This window comes from Caballeronia sp. A2-2 (assembly GCF_057612605.2).
In genome coordinates, this window is sequence record NZ_CM172587.1 from 3,351,633 (window position 1) to 3,369,007 (window position 17,375).

At 62.2% G+C, this 17,375-nt stretch carries 14 protein-coding genes; 6 read left to right on the forward strand and 8 right to left on the reverse strand.

Features of this window, described 5'->3' with window-relative positions:
• Nucleotides 1-187 precede the first annotated feature (187 nt).
• Nucleotides 188-601, forward strand: coding sequence for a VOC family protein (locus ACZCWR_RS15860; protein ID WP_487301670.1), 414 nt, complete (start codon nt 188-190; stop codon nt 599-601).
• Nucleotides 602-667: 66 nt separating this feature from the next.
• A complete protein-coding gene (locus ACZCWR_RS15865; RefSeq protein WP_487301671.1) occupies nt 668-1,405 on the forward strand; it encodes a 16S rRNA (uracil(1498)-N(3))-methyltransferase in 738 nt (245 codons plus the stop codon).
• A gap of 76 nt (nt 1,406-1,481) precedes the next feature.
• Here ACZCWR_RS15865 and ACZCWR_RS15870 read toward each other — a convergent pair whose 3' ends face one another.
• The 3 genes from ACZCWR_RS15870 to ACZCWR_RS15880 all read right to left on the reverse strand — a co-directional run bounded on the left by ACZCWR_RS15870 (nt 1,482) and on the right by ACZCWR_RS15880 (nt 5,278).
• Nucleotides 1,482-2,057, reverse strand: coding sequence for a barstar family protein (locus ACZCWR_RS15870; RefSeq protein ID WP_487301672.1), 576 nt, complete (start codon nt 2,055-2,057; stop codon nt 1,482-1,484).
• 16 nt (nt 2,058-2,073) lie between these two features.
• The gene (locus tag ACZCWR_RS15875) at nt 2,074-2,562 is read right to left on the reverse strand and encodes a ribonuclease (protein WP_487301673.1); all 489 of its coding nucleotides are present in this window, start codon (nt 2,560-2,562) and stop codon (nt 2,074-2,076) included.
• A gap of 421 nt (nt 2,563-2,983) precedes the next feature.
• Nucleotides 2,984-5,278, reverse strand: coding sequence for an NADP-dependent malic enzyme (locus tag ACZCWR_RS15880; protein ID WP_487301674.1), 2,295 nt, complete (start codon nt 5,276-5,278; stop codon nt 2,984-2,986).
• A gap of 255 nt (nt 5,279-5,533) precedes the next feature.
• Here ACZCWR_RS15880 and thiL point away from each other — a divergent pair, with 255 nt between their 5' ends.
• The 4 genes from thiL to ACZCWR_RS15900 are packed head-to-tail and all read left to right on the forward strand — an operon-like array spanning nt 5,534 to nt 10,943.
• The gene (gene thiL, locus ACZCWR_RS15885; protein ID WP_487301675.1) at nt 5,534-6,532 is read left to right on the forward strand and encodes a thiamine-phosphate kinase; all 999 of its coding nucleotides are present in this window, start codon (nt 5,534-5,536) and stop codon (nt 6,530-6,532) included.
• Nucleotides 6,522-7,055 carry a phosphatidylglycerophosphatase A family protein gene (locus tag ACZCWR_RS15890; RefSeq protein WP_487301676.1) on the forward strand — a complete coding sequence of 178 codons (534 nt, stop codon included), beginning with the start codon at nt 6,522-6,524 and terminating at the stop codon, nt 7,053-7,055. The genes thiL and ACZCWR_RS15890 overlap by 11 nt, the downstream gene beginning before the upstream one ends.
• A gap of 34 nt (nt 7,056-7,089) precedes the next feature.
• On the forward strand, nt 7,090-7,590 hold the full coding sequence (locus ACZCWR_RS15895) for a CinA family protein (protein ID WP_487301677.1): 501 nt from the start codon (nt 7,090-7,092) through the stop codon (nt 7,588-7,590).
• Entirely contained in the window at nt 7,587-10,943 is a 3,357-nt protein-coding gene (locus ACZCWR_RS15900) for a DEAD/DEAH box helicase (protein WP_487301678.1), read from the forward strand. The genes ACZCWR_RS15895 and ACZCWR_RS15900 overlap by 4 nt, the downstream gene beginning before the upstream one ends.
• On the opposite strand, the gene pyrF is transcribed toward ACZCWR_RS15900, so the two are convergent.
• The 5 genes from pyrF to araG form a co-directional block, all read right to left on the reverse strand.
• Nucleotides 10,931-11,743 (reverse strand): orotidine-5'-phosphate decarboxylase, encoded by an 813-nt coding sequence (gene pyrF / locus ACZCWR_RS15905; protein ID WP_487301679.1) that lies wholly within the window; start codon nt 11,741-11,743, stop codon nt 10,931-10,933. The genes ACZCWR_RS15900 and pyrF overlap by 13 nt on opposite strands.
• Nucleotides 11,744-11,814: 71 nt before the next feature.
• The gene (locus tag ACZCWR_RS15910) at nt 11,815-12,915 is read right to left on the reverse strand and encodes an aldose 1-epimerase (protein WP_487301680.1); all 1,101 of its coding nucleotides are present in this window, start codon (nt 12,913-12,915) and stop codon (nt 11,815-11,817) included.
• Nucleotides 12,916-13,023: 108 nt separating this feature from the next.
• Nucleotides 13,024-13,884 (reverse strand): SMP-30/gluconolactonase/LRE family protein, encoded by an 861-nt coding sequence (locus ACZCWR_RS15915; RefSeq protein ID WP_487301681.1) that lies wholly within the window; start codon nt 13,882-13,884, stop codon nt 13,024-13,026.
• A 903-nt stretch (nt 13,885-14,787) separates the two neighbouring features.
• Nucleotides 14,788-15,804: an L-arabinose ABC transporter permease AraH gene (araH, locus tag ACZCWR_RS15920; RefSeq protein WP_487301682.1), complete on the reverse strand. Its 1,017-nt coding sequence runs from the start codon at nt 15,802-15,804 to the stop codon at nt 14,788-14,790.
• A 13-nt stretch (nt 15,805-15,817) separates the two neighbouring features.
• On the reverse strand, nt 15,818-17,332 hold the full coding sequence (gene araG / locus ACZCWR_RS15925) for an L-arabinose ABC transporter ATP-binding protein AraG (protein ID WP_487301683.1): 1,515 nt from the start codon (nt 17,330-17,332) through the stop codon (nt 15,818-15,820).
• Nucleotides 17,333-17,375 lie beyond the last annotated feature (43 nt).

The following is a 17,375-nucleotide window of genomic DNA, read 5'->3' on the forward strand; positions in this document are numbered from 1 at the left end:
CCGATTGACATGACCCTGACGCACGCGCCGGGAACGCCAAAGCATCGCCATTGGAAGCGCTCGGATCGGGCATGCTCCGTGCATGCGCGGCATCGCGCTTCATGAGTTCTATCCGAACGACGCAATTTCTTCATGGCAAAATGTCCGACACCGATCTTGCGCAGCAAGGCTTCAAGGAGTGCTTTCGATGACCGACCCTCGACCGGCCGATGTACCCTGGTTGACGCCCTATCTGACCGTGCGCGATGCGCGCGTGAGCGTCGCGTTCTATGAGAAGGCGCTCGGCTTCGCGGTGCGCGACAGCGTAAACGACGACGGCACGGTTATTCACGTCGAGATGACCTATCGCGGACAACTCATCGTGATGTTCGCACCGGAAGGTGCGTACGGCTCGCAAGCGCGCACGCCGAAAAGCGCGGGCTTGATGGCGCCGCAGTCCTTCTACTTATACGTTGATGACGTCGATGCCACGTTTCATCAGGCGCTCGCGGTGGGCGCGAAGCCGCTGATCGAGCCGCAGGATCAGTTCTGGGGCGACCGTTTCGCACAGTTCGAAGATCCGGACGGCTATCGCTGGGCGATTGCGCGGCACATCGGCTGAACTCTTCAGCTTCACCTTCAGGCAGCTTCACTATCCGCGGATGCAGACCATCCGCGATCGACACCCATGCCACGTTTTCATGTTGACGGCCCGCTCAGCGTGGGCCAGCACCTCGCACTCCCCGACGATGTCGTGCGCCACGTGCACGTCCTGCGCCTGCAAACCGGCGACATCATTACCCTCTTCGATGGCCGCGGCGGCGAGTATCGCGCCGAGCTGACCGACATCGCCAAGCGCGCGGCGACTGCTCGCATCGACGAACACGATCCGCGCGATGCCGAGCCGCCGTATCGCGTGACGCTGGCGCAAGGCGTCGCGGGCGGCGACAAGATGGACTGGCTGATCGAAAAGGCCGTGGAACTGGGCGTGAGCGCGGTCGCGCCGATTACCGCCGAACGCGGCGTGGTGCGTCTTGCAGGCGAGCGCGCGTTGCGGCGTCAGGCGCACTGGCAAGCGCTGGTGCGCGCCGCGTGCGAGCAATGCGGACGCAATCGCGTGCCGGACGTCGCGCCGCCGCGCGATCTCGACGACTGGCTCGCGGACTTGCCGCCCGCTCATGACGGCGAATTGCGCTTGTTGCTTTCGCCGCGTGCCGAGGTGAGCTTCGCGTCCTTGCCCGCCGATCCGCCGCAGGGCGCGGTGACCTTGCTCATCGGGCCGGAAGCGGGCTTTTCGCCTGCAGAAGAAGAAACGATTGTCGCCGCCGGTTTCTCTACGCTCGGACTCGGGCCGCGCGTGTTGCGCACGGAGACGGCGGGCATCGCGGTGTTGGCGGCGCTGGCCGCGCGCTGGGGCGGCTGGTAAGCCTAAAGCGCAGTCATCAACGAAAAAGCCCGATGGATGCCATCGGGCTTTCTCAAGCGAACGCGAATCGGGCGCTTCAGACGAACGAGTAAAACACCCGAAACGCCACTTTCCTTTCCGCCCAGAATTCGGCCGCGTCGCGAAACACGTCGAGCAGCACTTCGCGCCCTTCCTTGTCGAACTTCTGCGCGATCGGCAACTGCTCCAGCACGATCACGAAGCCCGGCTGCGAACCCGCCTTGTGCACGAGATCGGTCAGCGAGTCATACAGCGCGTCATAATTCTTGCCGAAATGCTTGGGGAACAGGAACGACAGCGCGATCGTTTCCAAAATTTCCTGCTTGCTCTGCGCCTGCCCCAGATACGCGTAGAGAAAGTGCTGGCCGAGGCGGTTCGCCTCGTCGGCAAGCTCCTGCACGCGAAAAGCCCGGATCGACTGGACGATGTTCGGCCTCACCGTGGCGAACAGTGCTTCCGATTCTTCCTCGGGATGCGCCTGATGAGACTCCGGCGGACTGATCTCATCCTCGGGTCTGTTTTCGTCGTGATCTGTCATGCGTAAGCGCAATACTCGCTGGAACAGGTTGCCATCGCCGGTGGCGAAAAGATCACTCGCGACGCTGGTGTCGTGCGCGTAGATGTTGTCGCTCATGCCGTTTTTCCCGTAGTTATTCCGCAATGCGTTTAAAACTGGCGTAGTGGTCGTCTGTGTAATAACAGTCGCCAATCTGCCTGCGAGCCCCGCCACATACGATCCGGCGCGCACCGCGATCCCGCGCGCGGGGCGTGGGCACGGTGTATTCGTGGTAGTAGCCGCGCGGATGCCGCGGCAGCATACGTTCGCGATTGCCGAACACGACGCCGTCCTTCTCGTAGGGGAATGGGCCGCCCGCTTCGATCAGCCTCAATGTCGCGACCGCCTGCTTAGGCAACGCCGAAGCAGAAACAGTGGCGAATCCATCACGCGGTGCTTCGTTGCTCGCGGCCGGTTGCCGGACCTGCGGCGAAGGAGCCATCGGCGCCGGTTGCTGCAGCGGCTGACTCGCGGCCACGGCGGCTTCGCCCGGATTGCTGCCGTGGCGAGGTTCTTCCTTGCCGCATCCGTTGAGAATGACGCCGAGGCCAAGGATGCAGGAGAAAAACCACGCGCGCTTCACCAACCGATCGTCCCCGCCATATACCGGAATCCCGGCGACCCTAAAGACGTAAGGGTATCGCTAACGGCAGAGCGAATCAATGTTCGGGGCCGAATCGGGAATTTTTTCTCCGATTCCCCCACCGACGGTAGAGAAAGCTGCCTGTATGGCAAGCATATCTAGCCGCAATCTGAGTGCAATTTATCTTCATAAAGATAAAAATATCGTTGTGGGATTCGAAGCCTCTGGACAAGTTGCCTCACTTGTCGCCAGCTTCACGGCATCGTGCGCTCAAGCCGATAGTCCTGCGTTTGTAGGGAACCGCAAGCACTCGTTTGTTATGCCCTGAGCGTGCCGAAACCTTCGGCACGCTTTTTTTTCGTCCCAAAATGAAAAAACGCGGCGAGTTTCCTCGCCGCGCTTGGTTCTTTCTGCGATGGCCTTATCGCGCTGCCGTCGCGTCCGCCACCAGAAGCGCCGTCATGTTGACGATCCGCCGCACCGTCGCCGATGCCGTCAGCACATGCACCGGCTTCGCCGCGCCCAGCAGAATCGGCCCGATGGCGATGTTGTTGCCCGCCGCCGTCTTCAGCAGGTTGTACGAGATATTCGCCGCGTCGATGTTCGGCAGCACGAGCAGGTTCGCATCGCCTTCGAGCGTGGATTCCGGCAGCACTTCCTTGCGCAGCCGCGCATCCAGCGCGACGTCGCCGTGCATTTCGCCATCCACATCGAGTTCGGGCGCGCGCTCGCGGAGAATCGCGAGCACGTCGCGCATCTTCTGTGCGGTCGGCGCGTTGCTCGTGCCGAAGTTCGAATGCGACAACAACGCCACCTTCGGCTCGATGCCAAAACGCCGCACTTCTTCCGCCGCCATGATCGTGATTTCGGCAAGTTGCTCGGGCGTCGGGTCCACGTTCACGTGCGTATCGACCAGGAAAATCTGGCGGCCCGGCAGCACGAGCGCGTTCATCGCCGCGTACACCTTCGCGCCTTCCTTGCGGCCAATGACCTGATCGATGAAGTGCAGATGCCGGTGCGTCGTGCTCACGGTGCCGCAGATCAGCCCGTCCGCTTCGCCCTTTTCAACCAGCATCGCGCCGATCAGCGTGGTGCGGCGGCGCATTTCGAGCTTCGCCATCTGCTCGCTGATGCCCTTGCGCGCCATGCGCTTGGCGTACGTCTGCCAGAAATCGCGGTAACGCTCGTCGTGGTCGGTATCGACCATCGTGAAATCGACGTTCGGCGTGAGACGCAGGCCGAACTTCGTGATGCGCTGCTGAATGACCGCTGGCCGGCCGATCAAAATAGGCTTGGCGATTTTTTCATCCACCGCGATCTGCACCGCGCGCAGCACGCGCTCCTCCTCGCCTTCCGCGAACACAATGCGCTTCTTCTCCGCCTCCACGCTGCGCGCGAGCTGGAAGATCGGCTTCATGGTCGTGCCGCTGTGATAGACGAACTGCTGCAAATGCTGCTCGTAAGCGTCCATGTCCTCGATGGGACGCGTCGCCACGCCGGATTCCATCGCGGCCTTCGCCACGGCGGGCGCGATTTTCACGATCAGACGCGGATCGAACGGCTTCGGAATCAGATATTCCGGCCCGAACGACAAATCCTGAATGCCATACGCCGTCGCGACGATATCGCTTTGTTCCTGACGCGCGAGTTCGGCAATCGCATTCACCGCCGCGATTTCCATTTCCTTCGTGATGACCGTCGCGCCCACATCCAGCGCGCCCCGGAAGATGAACGGGAAGCACAGAACGTTGTTCACCTGATTCGGATAATCCGTGCGGCCGGTGGCCAGCACCGCGTCCGGACGCACTTCGAGCGCGAGTTCCGGCAGGATTTCCGGCGTCGGATTGGCGAGCGCGAGAATCAGCGGCTTCGCGGCCATCTGCTTGACCATGTCCTGCTTGAGCACGCCGCCTGCCGACAAACCGAGAAACACGTCCGCGCCTTCCATGACTTCGGCGAGCGTGCGCGCGCTGGTTTCGCGGGCGAACAGTTCCTTGTCCGGGTCCATCAGTTCCGTGCGGCCCTTGTAGACGACACCGGCCAAATCCGTCACGAAAATGTTTTCGCGCTTCATGCCGAGATCGACGAGCAGGTTCAGACACGCCAGCGCCGCCGCGCCCGCGCCGGAAGCCACGAGCTTCACTTCGCCGATGCTCTTGCCCACCACCTTCAGACCATTGGTGACCGCCGCCGCCACCACGATGGCCGTGCCGTGCTGATCGTCGTGGAACACCGGAATCTTCATGCGCTTGCGGCATTCGCGCTCGACGATGAAGCAATCCGGCGCCTTGATGTCTTCCAGATTGATGCCGCCAAACGTAGGCTCCAACGCCGCGATCACTTCGACCAACTTGTGCGGATCGCTTTCGTTCAGCTCGATGTCGAATACGTCGATGCCCGCGAACTTCTTGAACAGCACCGCCTTGCCTTCCATGACCGGCTTGGACGCGAGCGGCCCGATGTTGCCGAGCCCGAGCACCGCCGTGCCGTTCGACACGACGCCCACGAGATTGCTACGCGCGGTGAAGCGCGCCGCGTTCAGCGGGTCTTCGACAATCGCCTCGCACGCGAACGCGACGCCCGGCGAATAGGCGAGCGCGAGATCGCGCTGGTTGATCATCTGCTTGGTCGGCGCGATCGCGATCTTTCCCGGCGTGGGAAATTCGTGATAGTCGAGCGCGGCTTCGCGCAATTTGGTGTTGGCGGGAGTCGTCATAAGGCGGGCAGATAGTGCGGGATTTAGAATGGAAGTTCGAACGCATTGTAGCGCCAATCAGACGCAGTTTCGGACCGCGCTCCATGCTTTTCGGCTACAAGTGCCATGACCGGAATGTGTCTGATCGCCTGACAGGACAAGGCTCGCAGCGTTATCGCGGTTTTTATCGAGATAACGCGTGCGGGTTTCGGAGGGCTTTCGGCGGCATGCCATTGTTATCGTGCAGCGCACAAATTCAACTTCTCACGGCCACGCATGCTCTCCGAGTTTTCATTGATCGACCGTTACTTCGCCCGCCGCGCGCGCGCACCCGCACCGCGTCATGACGATGCCGCCGCGCGGCCGCTCGGCATCGGCGACGACTGCGCGCTGATCGCGCCGCCCGCCGGGCATCAACTTGCTATTTCGACGGACATGCTGGTGGAAGGCCGCCATTTCTTTCCCGATGTCGATCCCCACGCGCTCGGTCACAAGGCGCTGGCTGTCAACCTGTCCGATCTCGCGGCAATGGGCGCGGCACCGCACGCGTTCACGCTGGCGCTTGCGCTGCCGCGCGCCGACGAAGCGTGGCTCGAAGCGTTCAGCGACGGCCTGTTCGCGCTGGCGCAGCGTTTCGATTGCGCGCTGATCGGCGGCGATACCACGAACGGACCGCTCAACCTGTGCATCACCGTGTTCGGCGATGTCCCGCAAGGCGAAGCGCTGCGACGCGATGCCGCAAGCGTCGGCGACGACATCTACGTGTCCGGCACGCTCGGCGATGCACGCGCGGGCTTAGGCTCGGCGCTCGGCGAATGGCAAGCGCCCGACGCGCAAACCGCCGCGCGCTGGAAACACGCGCTCGAACGGCCGGAACCGCGCGTTGAGCTGGGCATGGCGTTGCGCGGCGTGGCGCACGCGGCGCTCGATATCTCCGATGGCCTGGCGGGCGACCTCATGCACATCCTGCGGCGCTCGAACATGCGCGCCATCGTCGATGCAGACGCCGTGCCGTGTTCCGCCTCCATGCGCGCGTTCCCCGACGCCGCGCGCCGGCAATGCACGCTCGCCGGCGGCGACGATTACGAACTGTGCTTCACCGCGCCGCGCGAGGCGCGCGAAACGCTCGCGCAAATCGAGCAACGCGTGGGCGTGAAACTGACGCGCATCGGTACAATCGAAGCGGCCGGTGCGCCCGCCATCGACTGGCGCGATGCCGCCGGCCAACCGCTTTCCCTGACGTTGCAAGGCTTCGACCATTTCCATGCAGAATGACCCCCCGCTCGCGAGCGATGCCTCGCCACCGCGCGCCAAACCGCGCCGCGCCAGCGCGCGCTTCATGCTCGACCATCCGCTTCATATTCTTTCGCTGGGTTTCGGCAGCGGTCTGTCGCCGATCATGCCCGGCACCGTCGGCACGCTGTTCGCGTGGGTGTCGTTCGTCGCGCTCAATCCGCATTTGACGGTCGCGGAATGGGGCGCGCTGATCGTCGTTGGTTTCATCGCCGGATGCGGGTTCACCGGTTTCACCGCGAAACGAATGGGCACCGAAGATCCGTCGCCGGTCGTGTGGGACGAGATCGTCGCGTTCTGGCTCGTGCTGCTGCTTGTCACGCCCGCCACGATCATCGGGCAGTTGTGGGCGTTCCTCGTGTTTCGCTTTTTCGACATGGTGAAACCGCCGCCCATCCGTTATTTTGACCGCCGTTTGAAAGGCGGCTTCGGCATCATGTTCGATGATCTCGTCGCGGCGTTTTTCACGCTGCTCGTGATCGCGCTGTGGCGTCTGACCATCTGACGTTTTCATCAACCGCCAACCATCGAGAATTGCCATGTCGACCGATACCGTCGTTCACCAACTCGCGATCCGCGTCGGCAACAAGCTGCACGCCGAACGGCTGATGCTCGCCACCGCCGAATCCTGCACGGGCGGCATGGTCGCGAGCGCGATCACGGATATTTCGGGCAGCAGCGCGTGGTTCGAACGCGGCTTCGTCACGTATTCGAATCTGGCGAAGACGGAGATGATCGGCGTGCCCGCCGCGCTGATCGAGCAGCACGGCGCGGTCAGCGAACCGGTTGCGAAAGCCATGGCCGAAGGCGCGTTGCGCAACAGCCGCGCGCAGGTCTCGGTGTCGATCACGGGCGTCGCGGGACCGGCGGGCGGCAGCGAGTCGAAGCCGGTCGGCACGGTGTGCTTCGGCTGGAGCAACCGGCTGGATACGAGCGTCGAGACGCTGCACTTCAAGGGCGATCGCGAGCAAGTGCGCACGCAGGCGGCGGCGCATGCGTTGCGCAAGTTGCTGGAATTCATGGAGAGAAGTGAGCGGTGAGCGGGTATCGGCGACTAACACAAAAACGAGTTTCAGATTCCGCAGAGGACATCACCTACACGAAAGAACTCGTCGGCGCCTGGTTCGGTCCATCGGTGTTCGGCCGTGCGCAGGGTTATGTCGATCGTGTCTCCGATCTCAGGTCGATCGACGGGAAGCTCCACGCGCGGGTCGATGGCACGGCGCACTTTCCCTATCTCGTGGAAATCGTGTTTCGGGACGGCCGGCCGCAGGGCTACTGCTCGTGTCCGGTCGGCAGACAGTGCAAGCATGTCGCCGCCACCCTGCTCGCTCATCTCAGGCAACAGAAAGCCGATTCGCAAGAAAACGGCCTGAGCTACGAAGTCGAGCGATGGCTTTCCACCTTTCGCCGCAAGGTCGAGCAATCCGAGCAGGCACGCGTGAAGGCCGCCAAGCCGGTGACCGGCGCGAGCTATTGCATCGTGTATTTGTTGACGCCCTCTGCAATGGAGGATTCGCCGGTCGAACTCGTTTTGCTGAAGGCGCGACTCGGCGTGGATGGCGCGGTACGGGCGGCCGAAGTGTGGCATCCGAACTACTCGCCGACGGGCACGCCGCCGCGCTTCGTGGATCAGCGGGACGACGCCATCGTCCGGGCATTCAGAGCGGAGCGCGCGTCGAATGTAGAGGCCTATCCGCTCAACGGAAAGAAAGGCTCGGCCATCTGGCAAATGATGCTCGAAACCGGTCGCCTCTTTTACGCGATCGATCCGCGCAATCCGGCCTTCGATGCGCCCATGCGCCCGGGCGCGAGCCGCCGCGCGGACATCGAATGGGTTCCGCACAAGGAAGAGTTCGTTTTTCCGGCGCTCAAAACGCAGCCCGAATCCAATGTCATCCTGGCGACCGAGCCGCCGTGGTACATCGATATCGAGCAGAACGAAACGGGAATCGTTGACGCATCCATTCCCGACGAACTGATCCACGACTATCTGGCGATGCCCTTGCTCACGCTCCGCGAAGCCGAAATGGTGCGCGCGGCGATGCTCGAATTCGCGCCTGCGCTGCCCGTGCCGCCCGTCGAAGGCGCACAACCGATGCGCACGCTCGACGCCCGCCCGCGAGCGGTGCTGACGCTCGACACGCTGATGCTTGACGTTCCTCGCAAGTTGTCCGCCCCCGCGACGGAACTCGATATCGCGCGGCTCGAATTCGACTACGGTGGCGTCGTCATCAACGCGGATAGTTCGGATGTGCTTGCAAAACTGCCGGATGGCGAGGTGGTGCGGATTCATCGCGAAGGCAATCTCGAAGCCATGTGGATCGATCTGCTGCGCATGTCGGGCCTGAAACCCCTGGCGAATGGTTCCTATGCGGACGGCTTTTTCATGCCGTCGCGCGATGATTGGACCGCGTTCATCGACGAACGCGTGCCGTTTTTGCGCGAGGGAGGCTGGCGCATCGTCATCGCGCCGAATTCGCGTTTCGATGTCGCCGAAGTCACGGAAATCGACGCCAGCGCGCATGCAACCGGCGATGGCTGGTTCGATCTCGAACTCGGCATCGCGGTGGAAGGACAGCCGCTTCGGCTGGAACCGTTGCTGGCGGAACTGTTCCGGCGCGACCGCCGATGGCTCAGCGGCGGTCTCGGCGGCATCCCCGACGCGGAGCCAATCGCGTTCAAAACCGACACCGGCCGACGCTTCAGCCTGCGCGCCGACCGTCTCAAGCCGCTCGTTTCGACCTTGCTCGATCTGTTCGAAGAACGCCCGATCGATGCCGATGTCCCGCTGCGCCTCCCCGCGCTCGAAGCGGGCCGCCTGAACAGCAAAGACCCGGCGCTGCGCTGGACAATGACCGGCAACCCTGCTCGGCTCGATCTCGTGCAACGTCTGCGCGGCACAAGCGGCCCACGCAAAGTGGCGATGCCTCGCGGACTGAAAGCGCGCCTGCGCGACTATCAACGCGACGGCCTGAACTGGATGCAATTCCTGCGCGAGCAGAACCTCGCTGGCGTGCTCGCCGACGACATGGGCCTCGGCAAGACAGTGCAGACGCTCGCGCATATCGTCGTGGAAAAGGAAGCGGGCAGGCTCGACCGTCCGGCGCTGATCGTGGTGCCGACGACGCTCGTCAATAACTGGCTCGACGAGGCGCGTCGCTTTGCGCCTGGCCTCAAGGTGCTGGACTTGCATGGCCCGCTGCGTCATGAGCGGTTTGCGGGCATCGGCGAACATGAGTTGGTTGTGACGACGTATCCGCTCGTGTGGCGCGATCACGAAGCGCTCGTCCAGCACGACTTCCATCTGCTGATTCTCGATGAAGCGCAGTACGTGAAGAACGCATCGAGCAAGGCGGCGGAAAGCATACGGACACTGCGCGCGCGGCATCGTTTGTGTCTGACCGGAACGCCGCTCGAAAACCATCTCGGCGAACTCTGGTCGCAGTTCGACTTTCTGCTGCCGGGTTTTCTCGGCTCGCAAAAGGATTTCGCCAGCCGTTGGCGCAAGCCGATCGAAAAGCTCGGCGACGAAGCGCGGCGCACTCTGCTTGCGCGGCGCGTTCGTCCGTTCATGCTGCGTCGGCGCAAGGACGAAGTGGCGAAGGAACTGCCCGCAAAGACCACCATCTTGCGCACGGTCGAACTTGCAGGCCCGCAGCGCGATCTCTACGAAACCGTGCGCGCCGCCATGCAGAAGAAAGTGCGCGATGCCATTTCGAAGCAAGGCTTCGCGCGCAGTCACATCCTCATGCTGGATGCGCTGCTCAAGCTGCGGCAAGTGTGCTGCGATCCGTCGCTCGTGCGGCTCGCGGCATCGAAGGGAATCGAGGAATCGGCCAAGCTCGAATTGCTGTCGGACATGTTGCCGGAACTGATCGAGGAAGGACGGCGCGTGCTGGTGTTCTCGCAATTCACGGGCATGCTCGCGATCATCGCCGCGATGCTCGACCAGGCCGGTTTGACCTACGTGATGCTCACCGGCGACACGGCCGACCGCAAGACACCGGTACAACGTTTCCAGGCGGGCGAAGTGCCCATTTTCCTGATCAGCCTGAAAGCGGGCGGCGTCGGCCTGAATCTGACCGCCGCGGACACGGTCATTCACTACGATCCGTGGTGGAACCCCGCGGCCGAGAATCAGGCGACCGACCGCGCGCACCGCATCGGGCAGGACAAGCCCGTGTTCGTGTACAAGCTGATCGTGGCGGGGAGCATCGAAGAGAAAATCGTGGCGATGCAGGAGCGCAAGGCCGCGCTGGCGGCGGGCATTCTGTCGGAAGATGCGGCGGCGAGCGTGAAGTTCTCCGAAGAAGACATCGAAGCGCTGCTCGCCCCGATGCCCGAAACCGCGAAGGAAACGAAGCGCGCCGCGCGCCGTCAACGAACCTGATTGATGGCGTCGCGCGTTTTCTTCGCTGCGATGGCCGCAGCTTGCGCGTAGTCGTCATCCTTTCCGGCGTAGATGATCGCGCGCGACGAGTTGATGAGCATGCCCGTGCCGTTCGCGGTACGCCCCGCGCGCACGGTGGCTTCGACATCGCCGCCTTGCGCGCCGATGCCCGGAATCAGCAGCGGCATCTCACCGACGATACTCCGCACCGTTTCGATCTCCTTCGGAAACGTCGCGCCGACGACCAGCCCGAGTTGGCCGCTCGCGTTCCACTTCTGCGCCGCGAGTCTCGCCACGACCTGATAGAGCGGTTGCCCGTCCGTCGTGAGAAATTGAAGGTCCGAGCCGCCCGCATTCGACGTGCGGCACAACACGATCACGCCCTTGCCTTCATGCGCGAGATACGGCTCGATCGAATCGAAACCCATGTACGGATTCACCGTGACGGCATCCGCGCGATAACGCTCGAACGCTTCCTTTGCGTATTGCTCGGCCGTGCTGCCAATATCGCCGCGCTTGGCATCGAGAATGACCGGAATACCGGGATGCTTTTCGTGGATATGCGCGATCAACGCTTCGAGCTGATCTTCCGCGCGATGCGCCGCGAAGTACGCGATCTGCGGCTTGAATGACGAGACGAACGGCGCGGTGGCATCCGCGATGGTCTTGCAGAATTCGAAGATGGAATCGGCGCGGCCCTTGAGCGCGCCGGGGAATTTGGACGGCTCGGGATCGAGACCGACGCACAGCAGCGATTGCGTGCGCGACCACGCGGCGTCGAGAGACTGGATGAAGGACATGGTGGGCTTTCTTTCACGAGAGACGTCGATGGCACGCATTTTAACGTGCCGTTCTCGCGTGCTTGCGGCGATCAGCGCGCCGCCCGCGCCTTCGCTTTTGTTCCTGCGCGTGTGCGTGGCCTCGAACGGCGCGCGGACTCGCCGGTGCGCTCCACGGTGAAACGGAATTCGCGCGACAAACGCTCGCCGGGCGCGAGCGCCGTCATGCCGTGTGCCTCGCCGCCGCCCGGCAGATTCACCGCGTTGATCGGATGATCGACCGGCTCGAAACAAAAGAAGTTTTCGTCGGGCGGCGCGTAGAGCACGTAGTAATCCGTGTCCGCCGCGATGGTCAGCGACAGCCGCCGCTTCGGCCACAGCACGCTCGTGCGGCCGCTCCAGCCGGTGAACGCGTTGTTCACCATCGATGCGGGCATCGGATACGCGACGCCGAATTGCCACGCAGGCGGCGCGGGAACATGCCGCACCGGCAGCCAGTCGTCGCCGCAGAGCCAGAGTCCGCCAGCGGCGGCGGAAAGCTCGGTATCGGCTTCGCGCATCAGGAACGGATGCAGTCCGAGTCCGAACGGTAGCGCCTCGTTGCCTGTGTTCTCCACATCGAGCGCGACCACGAGCGTGGCATCCTCAAGCCGATAAGTCTGCGACGCGCGGAACGAATACGGCTTGCCCGCGCGGCAATCGAGCGACAGGCGTACGTGTGTCGCCTCTTCTTCCTCGACGTTCCACGCGCCGAGCCAGCCATCGCCGTGAAGCGGCAGCGGTTCGCCCGCGCGATTGCACGGCACGTCGATGGCGCGTCCGGAAAACTCGAACTGCCCGTTACCGATGCGGTTCGAATACGGCAGCAGCGGATAACACGCGAGTTGATTGGGATCGGTGCCCGGACCGGGCGCGTGACAAGGCCGGAAGATCGGCGTCAGCACGCCTTCATGCCGCCAGTCGAAGCGCGTGATGCCGCCGCCCAGCGAGGGCATCACTTCGAGTCTCAACTTCGCATTCGCCAGCGTGATGCAGCCCGCCTTCGCCGCCCCGCCGATGGCGACCACGGCGGTTGCCGGACCAGGCCGGATCGGCGGCTCGGATGCGGCGGCGAGTCGCGATCGTCGCGCGTTCGCCTGTGCGGTTGAAGCTGTCTGGGATTCCGTTCGTTGCTCCGTGCGCGCAGCGGCCATGACTCGTGCTCCATCGAGAGGCGACGATCCCGGCACCGCCGGGCCGAATGGGCGGCGCGTCGTTGCGCGCTGCCTCGTGTTGTTCGTGTTATGCGTGTTGTCTTTGCTTTAAACCTTTCCGGCGAAAAAAGGTTCCGCGATGCCGCGTGCGCCGGGCCGCGCGATGAACACGCCGCCTGCGTGCGCATCGTTTTCCTGTCCGATGCGCGCGCTCGTGATGTACAGCTCATCGAGCGCCACGCCGCCGAACGCGGCGCAACTCGGCTGCGCGGTCGGCACTTCGATGCGCGCGGTTTCGCGTCCGTCCGGGCCGTAGCGCACGACGCGCCGGCCGCCCCATTGCGCGTTCCACAGGCCGCCGTCGGCATCGACCGTGGAGCCGTCGGGGACGCCATCGGCATCGCTTAGTTCGACGAACACGCGGTCGTTCGCGAAGTCCGCATAGTCGCACACGCGGATGTGGCGCGTCGGCGAATCGCAGTAGTACATTTTGTCGCCGTCAGGGCTGAAGCCGATGCTATTCGAGATCGCGCAATGTCCGAGCGGCAGGCGCTCGAGGGTGAGGTCGAGGTTCAGGCGGTAGAACGCGCCGAGCGGTTCGGCATCCTCTACGTCGTGTTTCGTGCCGAAGACGAAGCGGCCATCGCGGTCGCAGCGGCCATCGTTCAGGCGGGTTTTCAGGTTTGCTTCTACTTCGGTGATGGTTGTTATTGCGGCGGTTTTCAGGTCGAAGAATGCGAGTTTTGATGCGAGGCCTAGCAGTAAGGTGTGGGCGTCGCCGCAAATCGCGAATGTTGCGAGGCGTTCGGGCATTTCGAATTTTTGGCTTTTATTTTCGCGGGGGTCGTGGCGCCAGAGGGCCTTGCCTTCTATGTCGGTCCAGTAGAAAAGGCCGCTGCGCGCGTCCCAGGTGGCGCCTTCGCCTAAGGTGCATTTGCTGTCGATCAATAATTGCGCGGATAGGGTCATCGGGTTTTCTCCGGTCGGGGGTTATCGTGGGGGCTGTTTTGTTTGTGGTCTATTAGCGGGGGCCCTTGGTTTTTTGGGTTTTTTTCGTGCAAGGGGCTGCTTTTTTTGTCGTGCAAAGGGCTACTTCTGTTTGGGCTTCTTTTTCAGTAGCCGCCTCCCCGGCGGGGGGTAACTTTCTTTGCTGCTGCAAAGAAAGTCACCAAAGAAAGCAGCTTTTACCCCCAGGCTCGCTGGCTGGAAAGTGTTGGTCTGGATTAACAATGCAGTGGCCGCGTTAGGACGTCACGCGCATAACCCGCCGCTTAGGCAACCTGGCGATTACGCGCTCGAATAACCAACCCTCAGTGGACCGCATTCATTCTTTCGGCCATGCGCTGCGCGCGCCGAGAGCTTTAGAACGGAATCCCGCAGCGTATAAGCGCCCAGCCTCATCAAGCCGCATCGCACCCCTCCCATTGGGCCGTACCTTGGTTAGCACTTCCGTAAAGCGGCACACGCCGGCTTTAGCCCTTCGCTCGAAGTGCTAACCAAGGTAGGGCCGAATAGCAATCTTGCGGAGAAGCGTGAGGGTGGCTGGGCACTTATAGGCTGCGGGATTCCGTTCTAAAGCTCTCGGCGCGCGAAGCGCATGGCCGAAAGAATGAGTGCGGTCCACTAAGCCATGAACATTCGAGCGCGGAATCGTTAGGTTGCCAATGCGCTTAACCGACCGAAGGAAGTTCTAACGCGGCCACTGTATTGATTAATCCAGACCACCCTTTCCAGCCATCGTGCATGGGGTAAAAAGCTGCTTTCTTTGGTGACTTTCTTTGCAGCAGCAAAGAAAGTTACCCCCCCGCCGGGGAGGCGGCTACTGCAATAAAGACACAAACAGAAGCAGCCCCTTGCCCGAAAAAACAACCCTCAATCCCGCCCACCTCGATTCTTCAACTGATCCAACAAAACCGCCGCCAGAAGAATAGCCCCACGAACGAGATACTGATAAAACGCATCGATATTAAGCAGGTTCATGACATTCTCGACGGTACCCATAATGAGCACCCCAATCACGACCCCAGAAATCGTAGCCCGCCCACCAAGAAGAGAAACCCCACCAAGCACACAAGCCGAAATCACATTAAGTTCGAAGCCTTCAGCCGCATTAGGCTGCCCCGAAGTAATCCGCGAAGCGAGAATAACCCCGGCGAGCGCAGTCACCGCCCCTTGCACGAGAAAGATCCAAACCCGCGTCCGCTCGACATTAATCCCCGCCAACCGCGACGCTTCAGGATTCCCGCCAATGGCCAAAGTATTTCGCCCATAAACCGTCTGATTAAGCAGCACCCCAAACACCACAAAACAAGCCAACGTAACCCAGATAGGCAGCGAAATCCCGAGCATCGTCAAACCGCCGAGCGCGATGAACGTATCCGACGAAACCCCCACCGCCTGCCCGTGCGACACGATGAACCCAAGCCCGCGCACAATCTCCATAGTCGCAAGCGTCGTGATAAGAGCATTGATCCGCAGATAAGCAATCACAGCCCCATTCACAAACCCAATCACCGACCCGGCGACGACAGCAGCAACGATTGCTATAAACGTATTCCCGGTGGCATTCAACACCATCGCACAAAGCACCCCCGCGAAGGCAATCGTCGACCCCACCGACAAATCGAAATCTCGCGACGCGAGACAGAACATCATCGTGCAGGCGACCATGCCGATCTGCGAGATCGACAGCGCCAACCCCAACATATTCTCGATCGAAAAAAAGTGATCGACGGTCAGCGACATCGTCACGAACATGACGATGAAGATCACGATCAGGCTGTACTCCGTGACCTGCTGCCACCACTTCTGTTTGTCGTTCTTCGACGGAATCAGCGTGCTGGCGACCTGCTCGCCCGCCTGACTCACGATGTTTTCTCTTGCTTCCATGACTCGCTCCTCTTTACGCTGCTTTCGCCACGGTGTCCGCCTGCGGCAGCGCAAGGCTCAACACTGATTGTTCACTCGCCTGACCGCGCGGCAGTTCGCCCGCGATGCGCCCCTGCCGCATCACCACGATGCGGTCCGACACGCCCAGCACTTCCGGCAACTCGGATGAAATCATCACGATCGCGCAGCCGCGCTCGGCCAACTGATAGATCACGTTGTAAATCTCGTGCTTCGCACCCACGTCGATGCCGCGCGTCGGTTCATCGAGAATCACGACCTTGAGGTCGGGCTCGGCAAGCCATCGCGACAGAATCGCCTTCTGTTGATTGCCGCCCGACAGAAAACGAATGCGCTGCCTGCGGCTCGGCGTTTTTATCTTGAGCAGTTGAATAAACCGGTCCGCCGTCGCCGCTTCCTTCTTGCGATCGAGGAACAAACCCGCGCGCAGGTAATGCCGGCGGCACGAGATATTGATGTTCTCCGCGACCGTCGCCATCGCGACGATGCCTTCTTCCTTGCGATCCTCCGGACACAGCACGATGCCGTGACGAATCGCCTCGCCCGTGCTGCGCACCTTGATCGGCTGGCCGTCGAGCTTGATATCGCCATCCTTCTTCTTGTCCGCGCCATACACGAGATGCATGAGTTCGCTGCGGCCCGCGCCCACCAGACCGAAAAAGCCCACGATCTCGCCGCGCTTCACTTCGAAACTCACGGGCGCGCTCAACGCATCGCCCTGAATGTTGTTCACGGCGAAGCGCACATCGCCGAGCGGGCGCGCGCGATAGTTATAGATGTCGCTGATCTCGCGCCCGACCATCTCCTGCACGAGCGTGTCGCGCGGCACATCGGCCAGCGCCATGTGCGAGGCGATCTTGCGACCATCGCGAAAGATCGTGCAGGCATCGCACAGTTCGTAAATCTCGTCCATGCGATGCGAGATGTAGATCAACGCGCGGTTGTCCGCCTTCAGATCGCGCACGAGCTTGAACAGCACTTCGGTCTCGCGATGCGACAGCGAGGAAGTCGGTTCATCGAGCGCGATCACGCGCGCATTGCGCAGCAACGCCTTGCAGATTTCCACCATCTGCCGCTGCGCGATGGACAGCTTGCGCAGCTTCGCGTTCGGATCGAGATCGACGCCCATCGCCGTGAGGCGTTCGCGCACGTGCTTCTTCGCCTCGCGCTTGTTGACCCAGCCGAGCCGGTTCGGCAGCGCGCCGAGCAGCAGATTCTCGGACACGGTCAGATCCGGCACGTACTGCAATTCCTGGTGAATCACCGCGATGCCCGACGCGATCGACGCGCCCGCATTCGCAAACCGCACTTCGTTTCCATCGATGAGCACGCGCCCCGAATCGGGCTGATACTCGCCGCCCAGCACCTTGAGCAAGGTCGATTTACCCGCGCCGTTCTCGCCCATCAAGCCGTGAACCTCGCCGGCATTGACGTCGAACGACACGCCGTCGAGCGCGCGCACGCCTGGAAACACCTTGCCGATATTGTCAAAACGCAGCGTGGCTGACACAGCGCCTCCTATTTCAGCGCGGGCCGCTTTCGAAGGCGGCCCG

Excerpts from the sequence above, each read along its gene's own strand:
- araH (WP_487301682.1), bottom strand. The coding sequence starts at position 15,804 with ATGGAAGCAAGAGAAAACATCGTGAGTCAGGCGGGCGAGCAGGTCGCC.
- ACZCWR_RS15895 (WP_487301677.1), top strand. The coding sequence starts at position 7,090 with ATGTCGACCGATACCGTCGTTCACCAACTCGCGATCCGCGTCGGCAAC.
- thiL (WP_487301675.1), top strand. The coding sequence starts at position 5,534 with ATGCTCTCCGAGTTTTCATTGATCGACCGTTACTTCGCCCGCCGCGCG.
- ACZCWR_RS15860 (WP_487301670.1), top strand. The coding sequence starts at position 188 with ATGACCGACCCTCGACCGGCCGATGTACCCTGGTTGACGCCCTATCTG.
- ACZCWR_RS15865 (WP_487301671.1), top strand. The coding sequence starts at position 668 with ATGCCACGTTTTCATGTTGACGGCCCGCTCAGCGTGGGCCAGCACCTC.
- ACZCWR_RS15910 (WP_487301680.1), bottom strand. The coding sequence starts at position 12,915 with ATGGCCGCTGCGCGCACGGAGCAACGAACGGAATCCCAGACAGCTTCA.
- ACZCWR_RS15880 (WP_487301674.1), bottom strand. The coding sequence starts at position 5,278 with ATGACGACTCCCGCCAACACCAAATTGCGCGAAGCCGCGCTCGACTAT.
- ACZCWR_RS15870 (WP_487301672.1), bottom strand. The coding sequence starts at position 2,057 with ATGAGCGACAACATCTACGCGCACGACACCAGCGTCGCGAGTGATCTT.
- ACZCWR_RS15890 (WP_487301676.1), top strand. The coding sequence starts at position 6,522 with ATGCAGAATGACCCCCCGCTCGCGAGCGATGCCTCGCCACCGCGCGCC.
- pyrF (WP_487301679.1), bottom strand. The coding sequence starts at position 11,743 with ATGTCCTTCATCCAGTCTCTCGACGCCGCGTGGTCGCGCACGCAATCG.
- ACZCWR_RS15915 (WP_487301681.1), bottom strand. The coding sequence starts at position 13,884 with ATGACCCTATCCGCGCAATTATTGATCGACAGCAAATGCACCTTAGGC.